Consider the following 20,536-nt stretch of genomic DNA (forward strand, 5'->3'; position numbering starts at 1 on the left):
CAAACCCGGACATCTTACTCAGCCATGCCCTTGCCGCGCCGGCCCACCACCCGGGCGATCTCCCGGTCGGCGTCCCGCTTGGCCAGGTCCTGGCGCTTGTCGTACGACTTCTTACCCCGGGCCAGGCCGATCTCCACCTTCGCCCAGCCGTCGGAGAAGTAGACCTGCAGCGGCACCATGGTGAGACCGCTCTCCCTGGTCTTGCCGATCAGCCGGTCGATCTCCAGCCGCTTGAGCAGCAGCTTCCGGGTCCGCCGGGGCTCGTGGTTGGTCCAGGTGCCCTGGGTGTACTCCGGGATGTGCATGCCGTGCAGGTAGAGCTCGCCGTCACGTTCCTGGGCGAATGCGTCGACCAGCGACGCCCGGCCGGCCCGCAGCGACTTGACCTCGGTGCCGGTCAGCGACATGCCCGCCTCGTACGTGTCGAGGATGGCGTAGTCGTGCCGCGCCTTCTTGTTGGAGGCGACCACCTTGCGACCCTTTTCCCGTGGCATCGGCGCCACCCCCTTCCCGGTCCAGAGCGAGATCATGCTACCCGAATGACAAGGACCCTCCCGCGCCGTTTATTCCGGCGCGGGAGGGCCCTCGGAGAGCCGTACCGGTAACTAGACCCGCAGGTAGAAGCGGAGCGTGACCCAGGCGGTGACCGCGCTGACCAGGCCACCGACGGCGGCCATCAGCGGGAAGGTCAGGAAGATCTCGGACCAGGAGATCGGGGTGATCAGGCCCTCCAGGGCCGCCATCGAACTCCCCGCCGCGAGTGTCTTCAACGCGATCAACGCGAGGAGGCCGAGGATCGAGCCGATCAGACCGGCGACCACCGCCTCCAGCACGAACGGCGCCTGGATGAACCAGTTGGAGGCGCCGACCAGCTTCATGACCGCGACCTCACGCCGCTTGCTGTACGCGGCCACCTGAATGGTGTTCGCGACCAGCAGCAGGGCGGCGATCGCCATGACGATCGCGACGGCCAGCGCGCCGTTCTGGAAGCCGGTGAGCACGCCGAAGACCTTGTCGAGCAGCTTGCTCTGGTCGACGATCGTGTCGATGCCCTCGGAGGCCTTGTACTCGTCGTAGATCTTCTTGTACTGCTCCGGGTTGTTCAGCGTGAGCCGGAACGACTCGGGGAGCTGGTCCGGCTTGACCGCGTTCACCAGGTCCGGCGCGTCGGCGTACATCTGCTGGAAGCGCTTGTACGCCTCCGTCTTGTCGACGTACGTGACTTCCTTGACCATCGGGTCGGCCTTGAGCTTGGTCTCGAGGTCGGTCCGCTGCTGTTCGTTGACGTCGGTCTTGAGGAAGATCGAGACCTGGACGTTCTCGTAGTAGAGGTCCTTCATGTCGCCGACCTTCTGGTACAGAAGGCCGCTGCCGCCCAGCATGAACAGCGACACCGCCATGGTGATGATCATGGCGAGGGTCATGGTGACGTTCCGCCACAGTCCGACCAGTACCTCGGACAGGACATACTTCATCCGCATCGGGATATTCCTCCGGCTCTCCGGCGTGAGGTGTTCGTCGTCAGGGTCTGCGAGTCGTCAGCGGCTCAGCCGTAGACGCCGCGGGCCTGGTCGCGCACGATGCGGCCGCTCTCGATCTCGACGACGCGGCGGCGCATCTGGTTCACGATGTTGGAGTCGTGCGTGACCATCACGACGGTCGTGCCGGTGCGGTTGATCCGGTCCAGCAGGCGCATGATCTCGATCGAGGTGTCCGGGTCCAGGTTTCCGGTGGGCTCGTCCGCCAGCAGGATCAGCGGCCGGTTCACGAACGCCCGGGCCACCGCGACCCGCTGCTGCTCACCACCGGAGAGCTCGTGGGGGTAGCGGTGCTCCTTCCCACCGAGACCGACCAGCTCCAGCACCTCGGGGACGACCCGGCGGGCGACCGCCTTGGTCTTGCCGATCACCTCCAGCGCGAAGGCCACGTTCTCGTAGGCCGTGCGGTTCGGCAGGAGGCGGAAGTCCTGGAAGACGCAGCCGATGGAACGCCGGAAGTGGGGTCGCTTCCAGGAACGCATCGACGTGACGTCCTTGCCGTTGACGACGACCCGCCCCTTGTTGGGGGTGACCTCGTGCAGCAGCAATTTGATGATCGTGGACTTGCCGGAGCCGGATGGACCGATGAAGAAGACGAACTCGCCCTTCTCGATCGAGACGGACACGTTGTCGAGCGAAGGCCGGGACGCCTTCGGGTACGTCTTCGTCACTTGCTCAAGCTGAATCACGGGTCGAGAGTCTACGCGGTGTAACCGGGGAGCCAAGCCCCCCGCCCCTCCGAAGCGAGTCGCGTCATCGATTCAGCCGGTCAGACAGAGATCGATGACGCGCTGCGTCGGAGATCGATCACGCACCGTCAGCGGTGAGCTGCTGCTGCTTCCGCCAGCGGATACCCGCCTCGATGAAGCTGTCCAGCTCGCCGTCGAAGACCGCGGACGGATTGCCCGTCTCCTGCTCGGTCCGCAGATCCTTCACCATCTGATAAGGGTGCAGAACGTACGAGCGCATCTGGTCGCCCCAGGAGCCGGCGGCGTCGGTCTTCAGGCCCTGGAGCTTGGCCTGCTCCTCCTGCCGCTTGCGCTCCAGCAGCCGGGCCTGGAGCACCCGCAGCGCCGAGGCCTTGTTCTGCAGCTGGGACTTCTCGTTCTGGCAGGTGACCACGATGCCGGTCGGGATGTGGGTGATCCGGACCGCCGAGTCGGTGGTGTTGACGCTCTGGCCGCCCGGGCCGGAGGAGCGGTAGACGTCGATCCGCATCTCGTTCTCGGGGATCTCGATGTGGTCGGTCTGCTCCACGACCGGCAGCACCTCGACGCCGGCGAAGCTGGTCTGCCGGCGGCCCTGGTTGTCGAACGGGCTGATCCGGACCAGCCGGTGGGTGCCGGACTCGACGCTGAGCGTGCCGAACGCGTAGGGCACCTTGACCGTGAAGGTGGCCGACTTGAGGCCCGCCTCCTCGGCGTACGAGGTCTCGTAGACCTCGGTCGGGTAGCCGTGCCGCTCGGCCCAGCGCAGGTACATCCGGAGCAGCATCTCGGCGAAGTCCGCCGCGTCCACGCCGCCGGCGCCCGCCCGGATGGCGACCAGCGCCTCCCGGGAGTCGTACTCGCCGGAGAGCAGGGTGCGGACCTCCATCTCCTGGATGGCCTTGGTCAGCCCGGTGATCTCCGACTCGACCTCGGTGAGGGTGCCGCTGTCGGACTCGGCCTGGGCCAGCTCCAGCAGGACCCCGGCGTCGTCGAGCCGGGAGCGGAGGCTGCCGAGCTTGGAGATCTCGCCGTTGACGTACGACAGCTGCGACGTCACCTGCTGCGCCTTGGCCTGGTCGTCCCACAGGTCCGGCGCGGAGGCCTCCTGCTCCAGGCGGGCCTTCTGCTCGCGAAGCTTGTCGAGGTCGAGTACGGCCTCGATGTTGCGTAGGGTGGCGTCGAGTTCCTTGAGCTGTTCGGCGTAATCGGCAGCGGTCACGACAGACAAGACTACTGCGCGTGCGAGCAGTGAGCTTGCGAGCCCCGCAGGCAGGCGCGAAAAGTCGCACCGCCAGGTCGCCCTGGCTGCGGCAGGTGGTCAGCCGACCGGGGCGCTCTTGAGCCAGGACAGCGCCGCGCGGTGGTAGGCGACGGCGAACTCCAGCGCGCTGGCGTCGTAGTCGTCGCCTTCCTTCTTGGCGTTCTTGACCTGCTCGCGCACCGCCGCCAGGGCCTCGGTGTGGTACTCGTTCGCCGACGCGTAGAGGTTCTTGAGCTGGCTAGCCGAGTGCAGGTTGCCGAAGGCGATCCGTAGCGCTATCGGGTTACGGATGGTGTCCCGGCCCGGGTTCTCCGCGAGCCAGCGGGAGAATGTCCGTTTCCCGGCCGCCGTGATCGCGTACGGCTGGCTCAACCGCGGCCCGGGCTTGCCGAGCCGCACGAGACCCTTCTCGGCCAGGACCGGAAGCTCGCGGTAGACCTGGCTGCGGGTCATCGACCAGTACGGCGCCAGCCGGCGCTCGGCGGCGGCCATCAGTTGACCGCCTGTCATCGGGCCGTCGTGCAGCAGGCCCAGCAGGGCCGCCGCCGTCGGGTTGACTCCGGATTCCGCCATGCCCTCTAAGCTGCCACTTTGTCGGACCTGGCGTCCAGGATTTGCCGTTTTCGCCGCCCTTCGGGTCGTCCGATGTGCACTGTCGGCCGACGACAGTCCGCCGGGGACGTCCGGCCCCTCCCCCGCCCGGCCGGTCGCCGGTGACGCTGGGTGCGCCACCGGCGACCGCGCGCAGGTCAGCCCATGTGCGGGTAGCCGTGCTCGGTCGGCGGGACGAAGGTCTCCTTGATCGTCCGCGGCGACGTCCAGCGGACCAGGTTGTGCCACGAGCCGGCCTTGTCGTTGGTGCCGCTGGCCCGGGCGCCGCCGAACGGCTGCTGCCCGACCACCGCGCCGGTCGGCTTGTCGTTGATGTAGAAGTTGCCGGCCGCGTAGCGCATCTTCTCCGCCACCTGGTCGACCACCCGGCGGTCGGTCGCGAAGATCGACCCGGTCAGCGCGTACGGCGCGATCGACTCGGCCTGGTGGACCACCTCGTCGAAGCGGGCGTCGTCGAAGACGTGCACGCCGAGGATCGGGCCGAAGTACTCGGTGGTGAAGGTCTCGTGCGCGGCGTCCGAGCACTCGAAGAGGGTCGGCCGGACGAAGTAGCCGACCGAGTCGTCGGCGGTGCCGCCGGCCAGGACCCGGCAGCTGTCGTCGCCCTTGATCAGCTCCAGCGCGGCGGTGTGCCGGCCGAACGCCTTGTCGTCGATCACCGCGCCGCCGAAGTTGCTGAAGTCGGTGACGTCGCCGTAGGTGAGCGAGTCGGCGGTGGCCGCCAGCCGGTCGCGCAGCCCGCCCTCCCAGATGGACCGGGGGATGTACGCCCGCGAGGCGGCCGAGCACTTCTGGCCCTGGTACTCGTAGGCGCCCCGGATCAGCGCGGTGTGCAGGGCGTCCACGTCGGCGCTGGTGTGCGCGACCACGAAGTCCTTGCCGCCGGTCTCGCCGACCAGCCGCGGGTAGCCCCGGTAGCGGGCGATGTTGTCCCCGACCGTCTTCCACAGGTGCTGGAAGACCTTGGTGGAGCCGGTGAAGTGGATGCCGGCCAGGTCCGGGTCGGCGAGTACGACGTCGGAGACCTCCTCGCCGCGCCCGGTCACCATGTTGATCACACCGGGCGGAAGGCCGGCCGCCTCGAACAGCCGCATGGTGAAGTGGGCGGCGAACTGCTGGGTCGGGCCCGGCTTCCAGACCACGGTGTTGCCGAGCAGCGCCGGCGCCGAGGGCAGGTTGCCGGCGATCGCGGTGAAGTTGAACGGGGTGACCGCGTAGACGAAGCCCTCCAGGGGCCGGTGGTCGAAGCGGTTCCACACACCCGGCGAGGACAGCGGCTGCTCGGCCAGGAGCTTGCGGGCGAAGTAGACGTTGAACCGGAGGAAGTCGATCAGCTCGCAGGCCGCGTCGATCTCGGCCTGGACCACCGTCTTGGACTGGCCCAGCATGGTGGCCGCGTTGAGCGTGTCCCGCCAGGGACCGGAGAGCAGGTCGGCGGCGCGCAGGAAGATCGCGGCGCGCTCCTCGAACGGCAGCGCCCGCCACATCGGCGCGGCGTCCTTGGCGGCCTTGACCGCGGCGCGGGCGTCGTCGTGGGTGGCGTGGCCCGTGACGCCGAGCACGTGGGCGTGCTTGTGCGGCTGGACCACGTTGATCGGGTCACCGGCGGCCATCCGCTGCTCGCCGGCGATGGTCATCGGCAGGTCGATCCGCTCGGCGGCCAGGTCGGCCAGTCGCCGCTGGAGCCGCTCCCGCTCGGCGCTGCCGGGCTCGTAGGTGTGGACCGGCTCGTTGCGCGGCTCGGGTACGGAGAACACGGCGTCCATCACAGGCTCCTGTGCGATCTCGACGGCGGTGGCGAAATCGGACCCGCGGGCGCCGGCCGGGTGGCCGGGTCGCCGGGCGCCGCTCGCGGGGTACCGGTCGCGGCGGCGGGACCTCGGCCAATTCTTTCATGCGAGGAGGCCGGCCCCACCTGCACCGCCCCGGTTCGGGTCGCCCCGGCCCGGGGCACCCGGACGCCACGCCGCACACCGGACCGTAGGCGACAAGCCACTCTCTCCCGACGAATCCTCGGTTGGCCCGATCGCTCGCCTGGGATCCGTCGCCGCCCGGCCCGGCGACCCGGGATCGACGACACCGGCCGGCCGGGCCCGGAGTGGGGCCGGCCGGCCGCGTACGCTGGATGACCGGTGACCTGCCCGGCCGTCGCGGCCGACCCGGCGTCCGTCGAGAGGGAGACGATGAGCAAGCAGCCCGGCAGCTCCACGGCCGCGGAGCCGGACCAGCCCGCCACCGAGCGGACGGTCGCCACGCCGGCCGGATCCCCCTCGGACGGGAGCGCCGAGGCCGCGCCCGCCGCCGGTGGCCGCCTCACCCACGCGCCCGGCGCCCTGGTGCTGGCCGTGCTGTCGCTCGGCTGGCTGGCCGCCATGCTCTGGTCCACGCGGGCGGCGATCGCCTCGGCCGCGGCCGGGGTCACCGCGCTCAGCCTCTCCGCGTACGCCCTGCCCGGCGTGATCACCGCCGCGCTGGTCGCCGGCGCCGCCGTCGCCCTGGCGGCGACCAACCGGCTGGACCGGGCCACCCTGCGCTTCCTCGTCGCCGTCGGCGCCGGCCTGCTGGTCGGGCTCGCCGCCGCGGTCGCGGTCAACCTGACCTACGCCGACAACGCGACCACCAACACCATCGCCGGCACCACCGCCGCCGCGGCGATCATCGGCGGGGCGGCGGCCGGTGCGCGCACCGCCCGGGTGGTCGGCGGGCTCGCCGCCGCCACCCTGGCCGCGCAGGTCTTCGTGGTGCTGTTCAGCCGCGCCCGGGACCCGCTCTCCGACCTGTTCGGCGCCGGCGACACCCAGCAGTCGGTGCTCGACGCCGCGAAGTGGGTGTCCCGGACCGAGTCCCTGCTCGCCGGGCTGATCGCCGGTCTCGTGGCCTATCTCTACCTGGCCTGGGCCCGCCGCCGCGCCGAGCGTCGGGGTGGGGCCGTCGCGGAGCTGCGCTGGCCGGCGTACCTCGTGGCCGGGGCCGGCGCGGGCCTGCTCCTGCTACTCACCGAGGTGATCATCCGGGTCGGCGGACGCGGGCTGCTCGACCTGGCGGCCGCGCTCAGCGAGGCGGACCAGGTGGCGCAGACGGCGCTGGGCACCTCGCGGGTGGACAACGGCATCTGGGTGCTCTTCGTGGGGGCGCTCACCACGCTCATCCTGTTCGGCCGCACCCTGGGCCCGCGCGCCGTGGAGGACGAGGACGAGTCCGACTCCTGAGGCGCCGCGGCCTCAGGAGACGTCGCGCAGCAGCAGGTCCAGCTCGGTCACGTCGTACCACTCCAGCTCGTGGTCCTCGGCGCCGTCGACGGTGAACTGGGCGTCCGGGTCACCGGCCTGCGCCTCGGCCACCACCTCGGCGGCGGCGGCCACGTCGTCGACCGCGTCCCCGCCGTCCACGTGGATCGCGGCGACGGACTTCACCGGCACCGGGCCGGAGAGCCGGACCACGCTGGAGCCCAGCTCGCCGCCGACCCGGCCGACCGCGCGGGCCGGCAGGTCCACCGAGACGACGACCCGCCGGCGGGGCGCGCCCGGATCGGCCCGGAGCAGCAGCAGGGCCTCCTGGGCCGCCCGGGTGAAGGCGACGTACTCCAGCTCCTCCTCGTCGCCCTCGGCGTACCACTCCCGCAGCTCCGGGGTGACGGCGTGCGCCTCCTCGCCGGCCAGGCCCTCCTCGCGCAGCCGGGCCAGCATGGGGACGGTCGCCGGCACGTACACCCGGACAAGCTCGTCGGTCACCGGTGTCTCCCCGCCCTCAGGCTGCCGGCCGGCGGACGCCGGCTCCGGGCGCCGATCATGCCGTACGCCGTGACCGTCATACACCCCGCACCCGTCGCGGAGAAGTTCCGCGCCGGTGTGTCCTCCGGCCGGATTCGCCGTGCCCGGCCTGGGGTGATCGGGCTCCTGATGGCAAACTGAAGCAAACGTAGCCAACCCCGGGAGTCACCGTGGAGCCGAGGTTCCTGCTGCTGTCCGACGTGGCCGCCGAGCTGAACGTCTCGGACTCGCAGGTCTACCACATGGTGCGCAGCGGGGAACTGCCCGCCATCAAGATCGGCGGCCGGGGCCAGTGGCGCGTGGAGCGCGCTCAACTGGAGCAGTACATCCAGCGGAAGTACGCCGAGACCGCCGAGTGGGTACGCGGCAACCCGCTCACCGACCGGGACGTGGAGTGACCACCCGATGGCGCACCGGCATTGACGATGGGCGTTGCCCTGCCCGAGAATGAGAAGTGATCGAAGGCAAACGAAGGCAAACGCAAGGAACAGGGGTTGAGGATGGCCGACACCCGCCGCCCGCTGGCACCGCGTCCCCCCGTCCGGCTCCGGCCCGCCCCGCCGCTCGACCCGCCCTGCACCGACCAGGATCCGACCTGGGGCGACAGCTGGGGGAACGTGGATCAGCTCGCCCTCGACCTCTTCGACCCGCGTCGCCGGGACCCCGACCGCCCCGCCGGCCGAGCCGCCGACCGGTCGACCGGCCGGGGCGCCGACGTCCGGCCGGTGCCGGCCGGGCCGGGGCGCTCGGCCGGCCCGCCGACCGCCGCCCTGGTGACCGCGACCCCCGAGGCGGCCCGGGCGGCCCACCGGTTCGTCCGCACCTTCCTGGAGATCGCCAACGGCTACCGCCCACCCGGGCAGCTCCGGCCGCTGTGCCTCCCCGAGGCCGCCGCCCGGGTGACCGCCGAGCTGACCCGCGCCGCCCGCCGGGTGGGCCCGCCACGCCGCCGCGCCACCCGTCCCGTCCTCCACCTCCGCCGGCTACGGGTGTGCGAGCCCCGGACCGGCGCGGTCGAGGCCGCCGCCGTGCTCGCGGGCACCGGCGGCGCGAGCTGGGCGATCGCCCTGCGCCTGGAACACCGCCGCGGCACCTGGCTCTGCACCGTCCTCGACGCCCTCTGATCCCGGCCCGACCCGGGGGTGGAGACGGCGACGGGCCCCGGCCGGTGGCCGGGGCCCGTCGGGGCTGACGCTGGTCAGTTGCCGCCGTTGGGGGCGCCGTGGCAGCGCTTGTACTTGCGGCCCGAGCCGCACGGGCACGGCGCGTTCCGGGACGGGCCCTCGCCCGCGCCGTCGACCTGGCCGGGCGCGGCCCGCCGGGCCGTGCTCGCCGCGACCGCCTGGCCGCTCGTCCCGGCCGTCCGGCGCGGGGTGGAGGCGGCGGGGCGCTCCGAGGTCTCGGGGCGGCCGATGCCGAGCGCCGGCGCCTGCTCCTCGGCGCGCTCGAGCACCGGCGCGCCGCGGCCGGCCTCGCCGTCGACCGACGGCGCCGAATACTGCAGGCCCTGCTGCTGCGGCGTGCGGTTGAGACCCTTGGCCCGGACCTCCACCGGCTTCTCCAGCAGCTGCACCTCCTCGGCCTCCGGCTCGGGCTCCTCGACCTGCACCTCCAGGTTGTAGAGGAAGCCGACCGTCTCCTCCTTGATGCCGTCCATCATGGTGGCGAACATGTCGAAGCCCTCGCGCTGGTACTCGATGACCGGGTCGCGCTGGGCGTACGCCCGCAGGCTGATGCCCTCCTGGAGGTAGTCCATCTCGTAGAGGTGCTCGCGCCACTTGCGGTCGATCACCTGGAGCAGGACCATCCGCTCGAGCTGGCGGACCGCCTCCTCACCGAGCGTCTCCTCACGCCGGTCGTACGCGGCGTGCGCGTCCTCCTTGAGGCGGGCGAGCAGGAAGTCCTGGTCGAGGCCGGCCCGGGAACCCACCTCCTCCTCCAGCTCGTCGACGGTGATGCCCACCGGGTAGAGCTGCTTGAGGTTGGACCAGAGCTGATCGAGGTCCCAGTCCTCGGCGTAGCCGTCGCTCGTGGCACCCACCACGTACGCACCGACCACGTCGTCGATCATGTTGCGGACCTGCTCGGAGAGGTCCTCGCCGTTGAGCACCCGGAGGCGCTCGGCGTAGATCACCTGGCGCTGCTTGTTGAGCACCTCGTCGTACTTGAGGACGTTCTTGCGGATCTCGGCGTTCTGGCCCTCGATCTGGGCCTGGGCGCTCTTGATCTGGCGGGTGACCATCTTCGACTCGATGGGCACGTCCTCCGGGATGTTGAAGCGGTCCATCACCGCCTCGACGGCACCGGCCCGGAAGCGCTTCATCAGGTCGTCCTGCAGCGACAGGTAGAAGCGGGACTCGCCGGGGTCACCCTGGCGGCCGGCGCGACCGCGCAGCTGGTTGTCGATCCGGCGGGACTCGTGCCGCTCGGTGCCCAGCACGTAGAGGCCACCGGCGGCGGCGACCTCCTCCGCCTCGGCGTCGCAGGCCTGCTTCCAGGTGGGCAGGACCTCCTCCATCGCCTTGGCGTACTCCTCGGGCTGCTCGACCGGGTCGAGGCCGCGCTGGCGGAGTTCGTTGGCGGCGAGGAACTCGGGGTTGCCGCCGAGCAGGATGTCGGTGCCGCGGCCGGCCATGTTGGTGGCGACGGTGACCGCGCCCTTGCGCCCGGCCTGGGCGACGATCTCCGCCTCCTTGGCGTGGAACTTCGCGTTGAGCACCGAGTGCGGGATGCCGCGGCGGCGCAGCATGTGGGAGAGGATCTCCGAGTTCTCCACCGAGACCGTGCCGACAAGCACCGGCTGGCCGTGCTCGTGCCGCTCGGCGATGTCCTCGACCACGGCGTTGAACTTGGCCTTCTCGGTCTTGTAGATGACGTCCGCCCGGTCGAGCCGGACCATCGGCCGGTGCGTCGGGATGGTCACGACGCCGACCTTGTAGACCTTGTTGAACTCGCTCGCCTCGGTCTGGGCCGTGCCGGTCATGCCGGAGAGCTTCTCGTAGAGGCGGAAGTAGTTCTGGAGGGTGATGGTGGCCAGGGTCTGGTTCTCCTGCTTGATCTCCACCCCCTCCTTGGCCTCGATCGCCTGGTGCATGCCCTCGTTGTAGCGACGGCCGTGCAGGATGCGGCCGGTGAACTCGTCGACGATGAGGACCTCGCCGTCGCTGACGATGTAGTCCTTGTCGCGCTTGTAGAGCTCCTTGGCCTTGATCGCGTTGTTCATGTAGCCGACGAGCGGGGTGTTGACCGACTCGTAGAGGTTGTCGATGCCGAGCCGGTCCTCGATCTTGGCGACACCGCGCTCGGTGATGGCGATGGTCCGCTTGGCGTGGTCGACCTCGTAGTCGCCCTCACCGTCGGTGCCGGCCTGGAGGCGGGCCACCACGGAGGCGAACTCCTGGTACCAGCGGGCGGAGTGCTCGGCCGGACCGGAGATGATCAGCGGGGTCCGGGCCTCGTCGATGAGGATCGAGTCGACCTCGTCGACCACGGCGAAGAAGTGGCCGCGCTGAACCAGCTCCTCCTTCGACCACGCCATGTTGTCGCGCAGGTAGTCGAAGCCGAACTCGTTGTTGGTGCCGTAGGTGATGTCGCACTCGTAGGCCGCGCGGTGCTCGGTGGCCGGCCGGTTGGGCAGCACCACGCCCACGGTCAGGCCGAGGAACTCGTGCACCCGGCCCATCCAGGCGGCGTCGCGCTCGGCCAGGTAGTCGTTGACGGTGATCACGTGCACGCCCTTGCCGGCGAGCGCGTTCAGGTAGACCGGCATGACCGAGGTCAGGGTCTTGCCCTCACCGGTCTTCATCTCGGCGATGTTGCCGAAGTGCAGCGCCGCGCCACCCATCACCTGGACGTCGTAGGGCCGCTGGCCGAGCACGCGGGCGGCCGCCTCCCGGCACACCGCGAACGCCTCGGGCAGCAGGTCGTCGAGGGTCTCACCGTCGGCGAGCCGCTCCCTGAACTGGTCGGTCATGTCCCGCAGCTCGTCATCGCTGAGGTTGACGTAGTCGTCCTCGATCGAGTTGACGGCGGCGGCGATGGCCTTGAGCCGACGCACCATACGGCCCGCGCCAGCGCTAAGGACCTTTTCCAGAATCGACACGGATCAACGCTCCCCTAGACAGTCTCGAACCATCGTAGGCGCTCCGACGCGGCGATGGTCACTGGTGGCGGCGGTCCGAGCCTGCGAACCCGACATAACGCCAAGCGGGGGCGCCGAGCGGCGGTAATCGGGTTACGCCGTACGCGAACGATCCGGCACGATGGCTCGGGTGGAGCCTGTGGAGATCGTCGAGGACGGCCTGCTGCTGCGACCCTGGCGGGCGGAGGACGCCGACGCGGTGCACCGCGCCTGCCAGGATCCGGACATCCAGCGCTGGACCACCGTACCTCGCCCGTACCTGCCCGAACACGCCCTCGCCTTCGTGACCACGATCAGCGGGGCGGCCTGGGCGGACGGCACCGGGGCGCCCTTCGCGGTCTGCGACGCGGAGACCGGCGAGCTGCTCGCCTCCTGCGGGCTCGTCTCCGTCGACCGCGGCCTGGACTCCGCCGAGGTGGGCTACTGGACCGCGCCCTGGGCCCGGGGCCGGGGCGTGGCGGTGCGCGCCACCCGGGCGGTCGCCCGCTGGGCGTTCGACGCGCTCAAGCTGCGCCGGGTGATCTGGCAGGCCGAGGTCGGCAACCACGCCTCCCGGCTCGTCGCGCTCCGGGCCGGCTTCCGGGTCGGGGGCGAGCTGCGGTTGGCTCATCCGGCGGTCGACGGCCGCCCGGAGGGCTGGATCGGCTCCCTCTTCCCGGCCGATCTGGCCGCGCCCGGCGAGCCCGCCCCGTACGGCCCCGACACCCTCCAGGCCCGCCGGGCGGCCGTCTTCAGCCGGCCCCAGCCGGTCCTGTTCGCCACCGCCGGCCCCACCGAGCTGCGGCTGCGCGCGTTCGAGGAGCGTGACATCGACGCGCTCGTGACTACCTGCCGGGACGAGGACACCATCCGCTGGACCACGGTGCCGCACCCCTACCGGCGGGAGCACGCCGAGGGCTTCCTGCGGGACATCGCCGAGGCGACCTGGGCCCGGGGCACCGGCGCCTCCTACGCGGTCGCCGACGCCGAGGACCACTACGTCGCCTCGATCGACCTGCGCATCTCCCCCGGCGACCCGCTCGTCGCCGACGTGGGCTTCATGACCGCGCCGCACGCCCGGGGCCGGGGCTACCTGCCGGCCGCGCTGACCGCGCTCTGCGCCTGGGGCTTCACCACCCTCGGCCTGGCCCGGATCGAGTGGCGGGCCAACGTCGGCAACACCGCGTCCCGGCGGGCCGCCGAGAAGGCCGGCTTCACCGTCGAGGGCACCCTCCGCGGCGGCGTCCAGCACCGCGGGGAACGGCAGGACGTCTGGATCGGCGGGCTGCTCCCGCAGGACCTGCGGTGACGCCGGAGACCATCGAGGCGTACGGGGTGCGGCTGCGGCCGGACCGGCTCACCGACGTGACGGACCTGGCCGCCGCGTGCGCCGACCCGGTCATCCGGCGGTTCCTGCCCGGCCTGCCGGACCCGTACACCGAGGAGAGCGCCCGGTGGTGGATCACCGAGGGCGCGCCGGCGGCCCGGGCCACCGGCGGCGCGACGTACGCGATCGCCGACCCGGCCACCGACCGGCTGCTCGGTGCGGCCGGACTCAGCCACCCGGTGACGGAACGCCGGCAGGCGGAGATCGGCTTCTGGGTCGCGCCGTGGGCGCGCGGGCGGGGCGTCGCCACGGCCGCCACCCGCGCGCTGGCCGAGGCGGCCTTCGCCGCCGGCACCGTCCGGCTCGAACTGCTCGCCCACGAGGAGAACACGGCCAGCCAGCGGGTGGCGCTGGCCACCGGATTCCGGCTCGAGGGGGTACGCCGGTCGGCCGGCCAGGGCCGGGACGGTCGGCACGACCTGGCCGTCTGGGTACGCCTCGCCGGCGACCCGCCCGGCCCGACCGCGCGGCTGCTGCCGGACCTGCCCGGCGGCCGGCTCACCGACGGCGTGGTGACGCTGCGACGGCTCGGGCCGGAGGACGCCGACCCGCTGTACCGGCTGCACACCCGGCCCGAGGTGGTGGCGAGCCGGGTCCCGCCGGTGGCGCCGGCCCGGGAGGCCATCGAGCGGCGCTGCCGGCTGGCGGAGAGCCACTGGCTGGCCGGCCGTTCGGCCGACCTGGCGATCATCGACGCGGCGACCGGCGCGGTGGCCGGCGGCTGCGCCCTCGTCTACGACGAGCCCGCCACCGGCCAGGCCATGCTCGGCTACAGCATGCTGCCCGAGGCGCGCGGCCGAGGGCTGGCCACCCGGGCGGTACGCCTCGTCGCCGCCTGGGCGTTCGAGATCGGCCTGGCCCGGCTCTGGGCCGGCACCGGGCCGGAGAACCTCGCCTCGCAGCGGGTGCTGGCGAAGGCCGGCTTCCGACGGGAGGGGCTGCTGCGCGGCCGGCTACCCGGTCCGGACGGGACCCGGGTCGACACGCTCGTCTTCGGCCGGCTGGCGGGCGACCGCGCCGACTGACGGCGGAAGCCGCGGTGGTCACCCACCACGGCTTCCGGCCGGTTGTGTCCCGCGGGGTGGTCAGGGGTCAGGTGTCGAGCGAGATGATCCCGTAGTCGTAGGCGTGCCGGCGGTAGACCACGCTCGGGCGGCCCGACTCCTTGTCGTGGAACAGGTAGAAGTCGTGGCCGACCAGCTCCATCTGGAACAGCGCGTCGTCGACCGTCATCGGCTCGGCGGGGTGCACCTTCGCCCGCGCGATGTGCCAGGGCTGGTCGTCGTGTTCCTCGTAGCCGCCCTCGTCGGGCCGTTCCGCGACGGCGGTGGCCGTCCCGTGCCCGTTCCGGGCCGCCAGGCCGGGCCCCTCCAGGTCGGCCACCGGCAGGTCGGCGGTGGCGGCGGCCACGGAGAGCGGCGCGTGCCGGCCGCGGTGCACGCGGCGGCGGTCGGCCGCCCGGCGGAAGCGGGTGTCCAGCTTGGCGATGGCGGCATCAAGCGCGCTGTAGAAATCATTCGTGCAGGCCTCGGCCCGGATCACCGGACCGCGCGTCACGCAGGTGATTTCCACCCGCTGGCAATGATCGGCCTGGCGCGGATTGCGCTCGTGGAACAACTCGACGTCCACGCGAATGAGCTTGTGGTCGTAGCGTTCGATCTTCGCGAGCTTTTCGGCTACGTGCACCCGGTAATGGTCCGGCACTTCGACGTTACGGCCCTTGACCACGATGTCCACGTGACCTCCCTTGTTCGGACGGTCGTTCGGTCCGGATCTTCCGGTCGACGCGCCTGGGAGAACCCCGTTCGGCGTCGACCGATGATGTACGGCTACGCCTCCTTCCAATGCCGGGGGAAGGTTGGCAACCCTCCTACCCCCGACACGAAAACGCTAACTCCTGTTCGGCCACCAGTCACCCCCAGTTGCCGAGAGAGGCCGCGAAATTTAACAGCTCATACACCATGGGGTGAAACGGAAACACGAAGCGTCACTGATGGTGCCGCTTTTGCGTTGCGGCGAGCACGGCCGCGGCCTTTGGCGTCATTCCCGCTTCGCGCAGGAGGCGGCTCACCGCGGCCAGCGTGGCCCCCGTGGTGACGATGTCGTCCAGCAGCACCACCGGACCGGCCACCCCGCCGGTCCGGCGCAGCCGGAACGCCGCCTCGGCCGCGGCGGCCCGCCCGGCGCTGTCCAGCGCCACCGAGTCGGGCCGGGGCAGCGCACGCAGCGGCCGGAGCACGCGTACCGGCCAGCCGGCCGCGCCCAGCCGGGCCGCCGCGTGACGGGTCAGCCGGTCCAGGTGGTCGCCGTACCGGGCCCGGGCCGCCCCCGCGGTGTCCGGCACCGCCACCAGGGTCACCGGGCGTCGCCCGCCGGCCGCCGCGGCGACCACCTCGGCCAGCAACGCGCCCAGCGGCCGGGCCAGCCCGTGCCGGCCCCGCTCCTTGTACGCCAGCAGCCCGTTCCGCAGCGGGCCCGCGTACGGGCCGAGGGCGACGCAGGGCGGCAGGCCCGCCGGGGCCGGATCGGGTCGGGTCGGCGCGGGGGTCAGCGCCTCCAGCTCTCGCGCGCAGCCCGGGCAGAAGCCCTGCCGCAGGCCGGGGACGCGCTCCCCGCAGCCGGCGCAGCCGGCCGGCAGCACCAGGTCGGTCAGATCCGACCAGAGTCCGCCCAGGCCCGGCACCGGCGCCTCAGTAGAGGAAGAAGGGCGCGGTCGGGTTGGTCGCCCGGCTGCCCGCCGGCACGTCCAGCACCTGTTCCCGCCTGATGATGTCGAACGGGTTGTTCCGGTAGGCCGCCCGGTTCGCCTCGTACATGTACGACAGCGACGGCAGCCCGCCGACCGCTCCGCCCGGGTACGCGGCCAACTGGGTCACCTCGGCGCCGATGTCCCGCTTGAGCGCGGTCTCCTGGGCGCCGTCGACCGTGGCCTGGTGGATGGCCGGTCGCCGGTCCGCCTCGTTGCCGGCGAGGACCAGTTCGTTCTCCGCCACCCAGTCGACGGCGCTGATGCCGGTGAGCAGGGTGACCAGCCGGCGGGGCCGGCCCACGCTCACCACGCCGCCGTCGACGCTGACCGCGGCCACGTAGAGGACGCCTCCACTGACCAGCGCGATCCGATGTCCGTCGAGGGACCCGGCGACCGCGACGACCGGGCCGGGGACGGCCAGCGGCACGGGGCTCATCGCCGCCGCCCCGTCGAACCGGTAGAGCTTGCCGTCGGCCGCCACGAGACCGGCCGGATGGTTCTTGTCCACCGAGCGGAGCCACGTGGGCCGGCCGATCACGCCGTATGTCCGGGCGCCGGTGTTGAACACCGTGACCGGGTCCGGGCCGGATCCGACCCGAAGGCGCTGCCGGCGATCCGTGCCCGTGACCACCAGCGCGGCCAGCACCTGGTCACCGGAATGCGCGAGCGCCGCGGAGACCACGTTCCGGTTGTCGGCGGGCGCCAGCGGAACGGCGGCTCTCGGCTCGTTGGCGATGGCCAGCGGGCGGATCGCGCCGTCGTAGACGCTGAACCGCGCCGGGAGGTCTCCGGCCGGGTACGCGGCGTGCCCCGCCCGCTCCTGCTGGAGGTCGACGGTGCGCCGCTTCTGGTTCTGGATCTTCAGGTCGAGCTGGCCGCTCAACTCCGGCAGCGACCAGGCCAGCTGGGTGGCGAGCAGCCCGAGCCGTTCGTCGTTCGCCCCCGGCATGGTGAGGTTGACCTCCCAGTGCCCGTCCGCGCCGGTGGCGTTGTTGATCGGCCGGGTGCCGTCGGGCAGCCCGGTCACGCCGGAGGCCAGCCAGTCGGACGGGCCGCCGGTCAACCACTTCACCACCTCGGTGACCCGGCGCTCGGCCGGCACCGACGAGGGCAGGTAGCGCAGGTCGGGCACCAGGCGCGACCGGTCCGGGTTCCAGAAGTAGATGGTGCGCGACCGGTAGTACTCCCGCAGCGCGGTGTCGCTGACCAGCAGCACGTTCGTCGGCACGGCGGTGAGGAGCAGCCCCGGGCTGGTGGGATCGGCCCGGCGCAGCTGGAACACGTACTCGGTCTCGAGGGCCTCCGGCGGCGCCAGAGTGCCGTCGGCGCGCAGCACGCCGACCTGCTGCACCTTGACGGTCACCCGGCTGGTGCCCTGGTTGTTCGGCGGGGTGACCTCGGGCTTCTCCCGGAGCCGGACCACGGTCAGCTCGATCTCGCTGCTCTGCTGCTTCTCCGGGAGCAGGCTCTTCGCCTCCTGCGCGATGAACTCCTTCGCCCGGGCGTACGCCTGGTCGCGCTCACCCGCGGCGGCCGCCCGCAGGTAGTTCTCGATGAACGGGCCGGGCTCGGCGCTGTCGGTCGGGGTCGGCGGCCGCGCGGGGCTGCCGTTGACCGTGCCCGCCTCGGCGGCCGGACCCGAGCCGTCGACCTGCACCTCGCTCTCGGCCGGGATCCCGCAACCGACCACGCCGGCCGGCAGCAGCAGGCCGGCCAGCAGCGCCGCCAGCGCCCGGCGCCTCATGACGTCACCTCGGCCCGGTCGCCCGGCTCCGCCGGCCCGACGGCCAGGGCGCCCGCGCCGCTGCCCGGGCCGATGGCGAGCGGGCCGCCGTCGCGCGGACCGCCGAACGGCAGGGTGGCGTCGGCGGGCACGAGCCGCAGCGGTGAGGTGGTCAGCCGGTCCCCGGCGCGGGCCGGAAGGGTCAGCCGGAACTGGGCGCCCTGCCCCGGAGCGCCCCACGCCTCCAGCCAGCCGCCGTGCAGCCGGGCGTCCTCCAGGCTGATCGAGAGACCCAGCCCGGTGCCGCCGGTCTGCCGGGCCCGGGACGGGTCGGCCCGCCAGAACCGGTTGAAGACCAGCTTCTCCTCGCCGGGCTTGAGCCCGACGCCGTGGTCCCGCACGGTGATCGCCACCGCGCTCTGGTCGACGCCGAGGGTGATCCGCACGGGCTTGGCCTCGCCGTGCTCGACGGCGTTGCCGACCAGGTTGCGCAGCACCCGCTCGACCCGGCGCGGGTCGACCTCGGCGATCACCGGGCTGTCCGGCAGGTCCAGCTCGATGGCCACCCCGACCCGCTCGGCCAGCCCGGCCAGCCGCTCGGTCACCCGGTGCACCACCGGCACCAGGTCGGTCGGCTCGCTGTCGAGCATGGCGAAGCCGGCGTCGAAGCGGCTGATCTCCAGCAGGTCGGTGAGCAGCTCCTCGAACCGGTCCAGCTCGGCCTGGAGCAGCTCGGCGCTGCGCGCCACCGCCGGGTCGAACTCGTCCCGCTCGGCGAAGATCAGGTCGGCGGCCATCCGGACCGTGGTCAGCGGCGTCCGCAGCTCGTGGGAGACGTCGGAGGTGAAGCGGCGTTGCAGCCGGGACATCTCCTCCAGCCGGAGGATCTGCCGCTGCAGGTTGGTCGCCATCTGGTTGAACGAGGCGGCGAGCAGGGCCAGGTCGTCCTCGCCGTTGACCACCATCCGCTGGTCGAGCAGGCCGGCGGAGAGCCGCTGGGCGGTCCGGGCGGCCACCCGCACCGGGGTCACCACGAGGCGGGTGACCAGGGCGGCCAGCAGGCCGAGCAGCAGCACCAGGGCCGCGCCGGTGGCGACCACCGTGGCCCGGGCGTCGGCCGCGGTGGCGTCCTGCCGGGACAGGGGTACGAGGTAGTACAGCTCCAGTTGGCCGAACCGGGTGGGCACCGGGGAGCCGTAGACCAGGTATTTGGTGCGTTCGCCACCGAGCGAGCCGGTGCGGATCTGGTGGGCGACGTTGCCGGCCGCCACCGAGGCCCGCAGCTTCTGGCTGATCATCGGGCGCACCTGCACGTCCGGGGAGGTGCGCGGCGCGATGTTGGTGAAGTTGTCGGCGGTGATCGCCACCACCACGCCGCTGGTCTGCGCCGGGTCACCGCCGGCCAGGTAGTTGACCGTGCCGTCGATGGTGTCCTGGAGCTGAGCCTCCTGCGGCTGGCTGTAGAGGTTGAACTGCTTCGAGGCGTAGTCGCTGCCGTTCTGCAGCCGCAGCAGCACGTCGGTCTCGGCGTTCTCCAGCAGGATGTTGGTGAGCTTGTCGGCGATCAGGTACGCGAAACCGCCCACCAGCAGGCTGGACGCCACCAGTGTGATGGTCACCACACGGAGCTGGAGCGACCTCCGCCAGGTCTGGTGCGCCCCGGCCGCGAGCCGGGCCGCGCGACCCGCCAGGAGGCGCCACAGCGCCCGCACGGCACGGAGCCGGCGGGGCGCGATGGTCGGCGAGTCGCGGGGCGGGGAGGTCACCACAGTGCTGACCAGGCTATCCGGTGCCCGCCTTGTAACCCACGCCCCGAACGGTGAGGATGATTTCGGGTCGCTCCGGATCCGGCTCGATCTTGGCGCGCAGCCGCTGCACGTGCACGTTGACCAGGCGGGTGTCGGCGGCGTGCCGGTAACCCCAGACCTGCTCCAGCAGCACCTCGCGGGTGAAGACCTGGCGCGGCTTGCGGGCGAGAGCGACCAGTAGGTCGAACTCCAGCGGGGTCAGCTTCACCTCCTCGCCGTCCCGGCTGACCGTGTGCGCCGGCACGTCGATGGTGATCTGGTTGCCGGGCGGCCCGATGGTGAGCAGCTCCGGGGCCACGTCCTCGCCCCGGCGCAGCCGGGCCCGCATCCGGGCCACCAGCTCCTTGGGCTTGAACGGCTTGACCACGTAGTCGTCGGCGCCGGACTCCAGCCCGAGCACCACGTCGACCGTGTCGCTCTTGGCGGTCAGCATGACAATGGGCACGCCGGACTCGCCCCGGATGGCCCGGGCCACGTCGATGCCGCTCATGCCGGGAAGCATCAGGTCGAGCAGGACGATGTCGGGCCGGCTGTCGCGGAACGCGGCCAGCGCCCGTTCCCCGTCCGCCACGAAGGACGGCACGAAGCCCTCGCTGCGCAGGACGATGCCGAGCATCTCGGCGAGTGCGGGGTCGTCGTCGACCACCAGTACCCGGGCTCTCATGGGGTTTATCGGTCCATCCCCGTTCGTTGAAGAGGGTTCGGCGTCTTCACGGCACCGTAGCGCCGAGGGCGGCCCGGCACCACAGCTGACCGCGTGGCGCGCCCGGACGGACGGGTCCACCGGACGCGGACGCGCCGTGCAACCATGATCCCTCGGGCGTGTCGTCGCCCGCCACCTCCGCCCGCCCGCCAGGA

The 20,536-nt window shown here is 72.1% G+C and carries 18 protein-coding genes; 5 read left to right on the top strand and 13 right to left on the bottom strand.

Annotated elements, in window-relative coordinates; translation table 11 throughout:
- Window positions 1–14: 14 nt before the first annotated feature.
- The 6 genes from smpB to pruA all read right to left on the bottom strand — a co-directional run bounded on the left by smpB (window position 15) and on the right by pruA (window position 5,887).
- Window positions 15–494, bottom strand: a complete 480-nt coding sequence (smpB, locus tag NFX44_RS27775) for an SsrA-binding protein SmpB (protein WP_154230133.1) — start codon at window positions 492–494, stop codon at window positions 15–17.
- Window positions 495–605: 111 nt separating this feature from the next.
- On the bottom strand, window positions 606–1,481 hold the full coding sequence (gene ftsX, locus NFX44_RS27780; protein ID WP_262286552.1) for a permease-like cell division protein FtsX: 876 nt from the start codon (window positions 1,479–1,481) through the stop codon (window positions 606–608).
- A 65-nt stretch (window positions 1,482–1,546) separates the two neighbouring features.
- The gene (gene ftsE, locus NFX44_RS27785) at window positions 1,547–2,227 is read right to left on the bottom strand and encodes a cell division ATP-binding protein FtsE (RefSeq protein WP_262286553.1); all 681 of its coding nucleotides are present in this window, start codon (window positions 2,225–2,227) and stop codon (window positions 1,547–1,549) included.
- Window positions 2,228–2,345: 118 nt separating this feature from the next.
- Window positions 2,346–3,467, bottom strand: coding sequence for a peptide chain release factor 2 (gene prfB, locus NFX44_RS27790; protein WP_262286554.1), 1,122 nt, complete (start codon window positions 3,465–3,467; stop codon window positions 2,346–2,348).
- Between the two features lie 99 nt (window positions 3,468–3,566).
- Complete coding sequence (locus tag NFX44_RS27795) at window positions 3,567–4,082, bottom strand: PadR family transcriptional regulator (RefSeq protein ID WP_107078404.1); 516 nt, start codon at window positions 4,080–4,082, stop codon at window positions 3,567–3,569.
- 176 nt (window positions 4,083–4,258) lie between these two features.
- Window positions 4,259–5,887, bottom strand: a complete 1,629-nt coding sequence (pruA, locus tag NFX44_RS27800) for an L-glutamate gamma-semialdehyde dehydrogenase (RefSeq protein WP_262286555.1) — start codon at window positions 5,885–5,887, stop codon at window positions 4,259–4,261.
- A 417-nt stretch (window positions 5,888–6,304) separates the two neighbouring features.
- Here pruA and NFX44_RS27805 point away from each other — a divergent pair, with 417 nt between their 5' ends.
- Window positions 6,305–7,330 carry a hypothetical protein gene (locus NFX44_RS27805; protein WP_262286556.1) on the top strand — a complete coding sequence of 342 codons (1,026 nt, stop codon included), beginning with the start codon at window positions 6,305–6,307 and terminating at the stop codon, window positions 7,328–7,330.
- A 12-nt stretch (window positions 7,331–7,342) separates the two neighbouring features.
- Here NFX44_RS27805 and NFX44_RS27810 read toward each other — a convergent pair whose 3' ends face one another.
- The gene (locus NFX44_RS27810; RefSeq protein ID WP_262286557.1) at window positions 7,343–7,852 is read right to left on the bottom strand and encodes a hypothetical protein; all 510 of its coding nucleotides are present in this window, start codon (window positions 7,850–7,852) and stop codon (window positions 7,343–7,345) included.
- Between the two features lie 209 nt (window positions 7,853–8,061).
- Here NFX44_RS27810 and NFX44_RS27815 point away from each other — a divergent pair, with 209 nt between their 5' ends.
- Window positions 8,062–8,289 (top strand): AlpA family transcriptional regulator, encoded by a 228-nt coding sequence (locus tag NFX44_RS27815; RefSeq protein ID WP_262286558.1) that lies wholly within the window; start codon window positions 8,062–8,064, stop codon window positions 8,287–8,289.
- 102 nt (window positions 8,290–8,391) lie between these two features.
- A complete protein-coding gene (locus tag NFX44_RS27820) occupies window positions 8,392–9,015 on the top strand; it encodes an Rv3235 family protein (RefSeq protein ID WP_262286559.1) in 624 nt (207 codons plus the stop codon).
- Window positions 9,016–9,089: 74 nt separating this feature from the next.
- Here the strand turns inward: NFX44_RS27820 and secA are convergent, their stop codons facing one another.
- Window positions 9,090–11,993 (bottom strand): preprotein translocase subunit SecA, encoded by a 2,904-nt coding sequence (gene secA / locus NFX44_RS27825; protein WP_262286560.1) that lies wholly within the window; start codon window positions 11,991–11,993, stop codon window positions 9,090–9,092.
- A 160-nt stretch (window positions 11,994–12,153) separates the two neighbouring features.
- On the opposite strand from secA, the gene NFX44_RS27830 reads away from it, so the two are divergent.
- Complete coding sequence (locus tag NFX44_RS27830) at window positions 12,154–13,320, top strand: GNAT family N-acetyltransferase (RefSeq protein WP_262286561.1); 1,167 nt, start codon at window positions 12,154–12,156, stop codon at window positions 13,318–13,320.
- On the top strand, window positions 13,317–14,423 hold the full coding sequence (locus NFX44_RS27835) for a GNAT family N-acetyltransferase (RefSeq protein ID WP_262286562.1): 1,107 nt from the start codon (window positions 13,317–13,319) through the stop codon (window positions 14,421–14,423). The genes NFX44_RS27830 and NFX44_RS27835 overlap by 4 nt, the downstream gene beginning before the upstream one ends.
- A 67-nt stretch (window positions 14,424–14,490) precedes the next feature.
- Here NFX44_RS27835 and raiA read toward each other — a convergent pair whose 3' ends face one another.
- The 5 genes from raiA to mtrA form a co-directional block, all read right to left on the bottom strand.
- Window positions 14,491–15,135, bottom strand: a complete 645-nt coding sequence (gene raiA, locus NFX44_RS27840; protein WP_262286563.1) for a ribosome-associated translation inhibitor RaiA — start codon at window positions 15,133–15,135, stop codon at window positions 14,491–14,493.
- A gap of 250 nt (window positions 15,136–15,385) precedes the next feature.
- Window positions 15,386–16,081, bottom strand: coding sequence for a ComF family protein (locus NFX44_RS27845; RefSeq protein WP_262286564.1), 696 nt, complete (start codon window positions 16,079–16,081; stop codon window positions 15,386–15,388).
- Window positions 16,082–16,088: 7 nt separating this feature from the next.
- Window positions 16,089–17,891, bottom strand: a complete 1,803-nt coding sequence (locus NFX44_RS27850) for an LpqB family beta-propeller domain-containing protein (protein ID WP_262286565.1) — start codon at window positions 17,889–17,891, stop codon at window positions 16,089–16,091.
- On the bottom strand, window positions 17,888–19,561 hold the full coding sequence (mtrB, locus tag NFX44_RS27855) for an MtrAB system histidine kinase MtrB (protein WP_262286637.1): 1,674 nt from the start codon (window positions 19,559–19,561) through the stop codon (window positions 17,888–17,890). The genes NFX44_RS27850 and mtrB overlap by 4 nt, the downstream gene beginning before the upstream one ends.
- 91 nt (window positions 19,562–19,652) lie before the next feature.
- On the bottom strand, window positions 19,653–20,342 hold the full coding sequence (gene mtrA / locus NFX44_RS27860) for an MtrAB system response regulator MtrA (protein ID WP_046564340.1): 690 nt from the start codon (window positions 20,340–20,342) through the stop codon (window positions 19,653–19,655).
- Between the last annotated feature and the right edge of the window lie 194 nt (window positions 20,343–20,536).

Origin of the sequence: Micromonospora sp. MA102, from assembly GCF_025460765.1 — a bacterium.
In the GTDB taxonomy this organism is placed as follows: domain Bacteria; phylum Actinomycetota; class Actinomycetes; order Mycobacteriales; family Micromonosporaceae; genus Micromonospora; species Micromonospora halotolerans.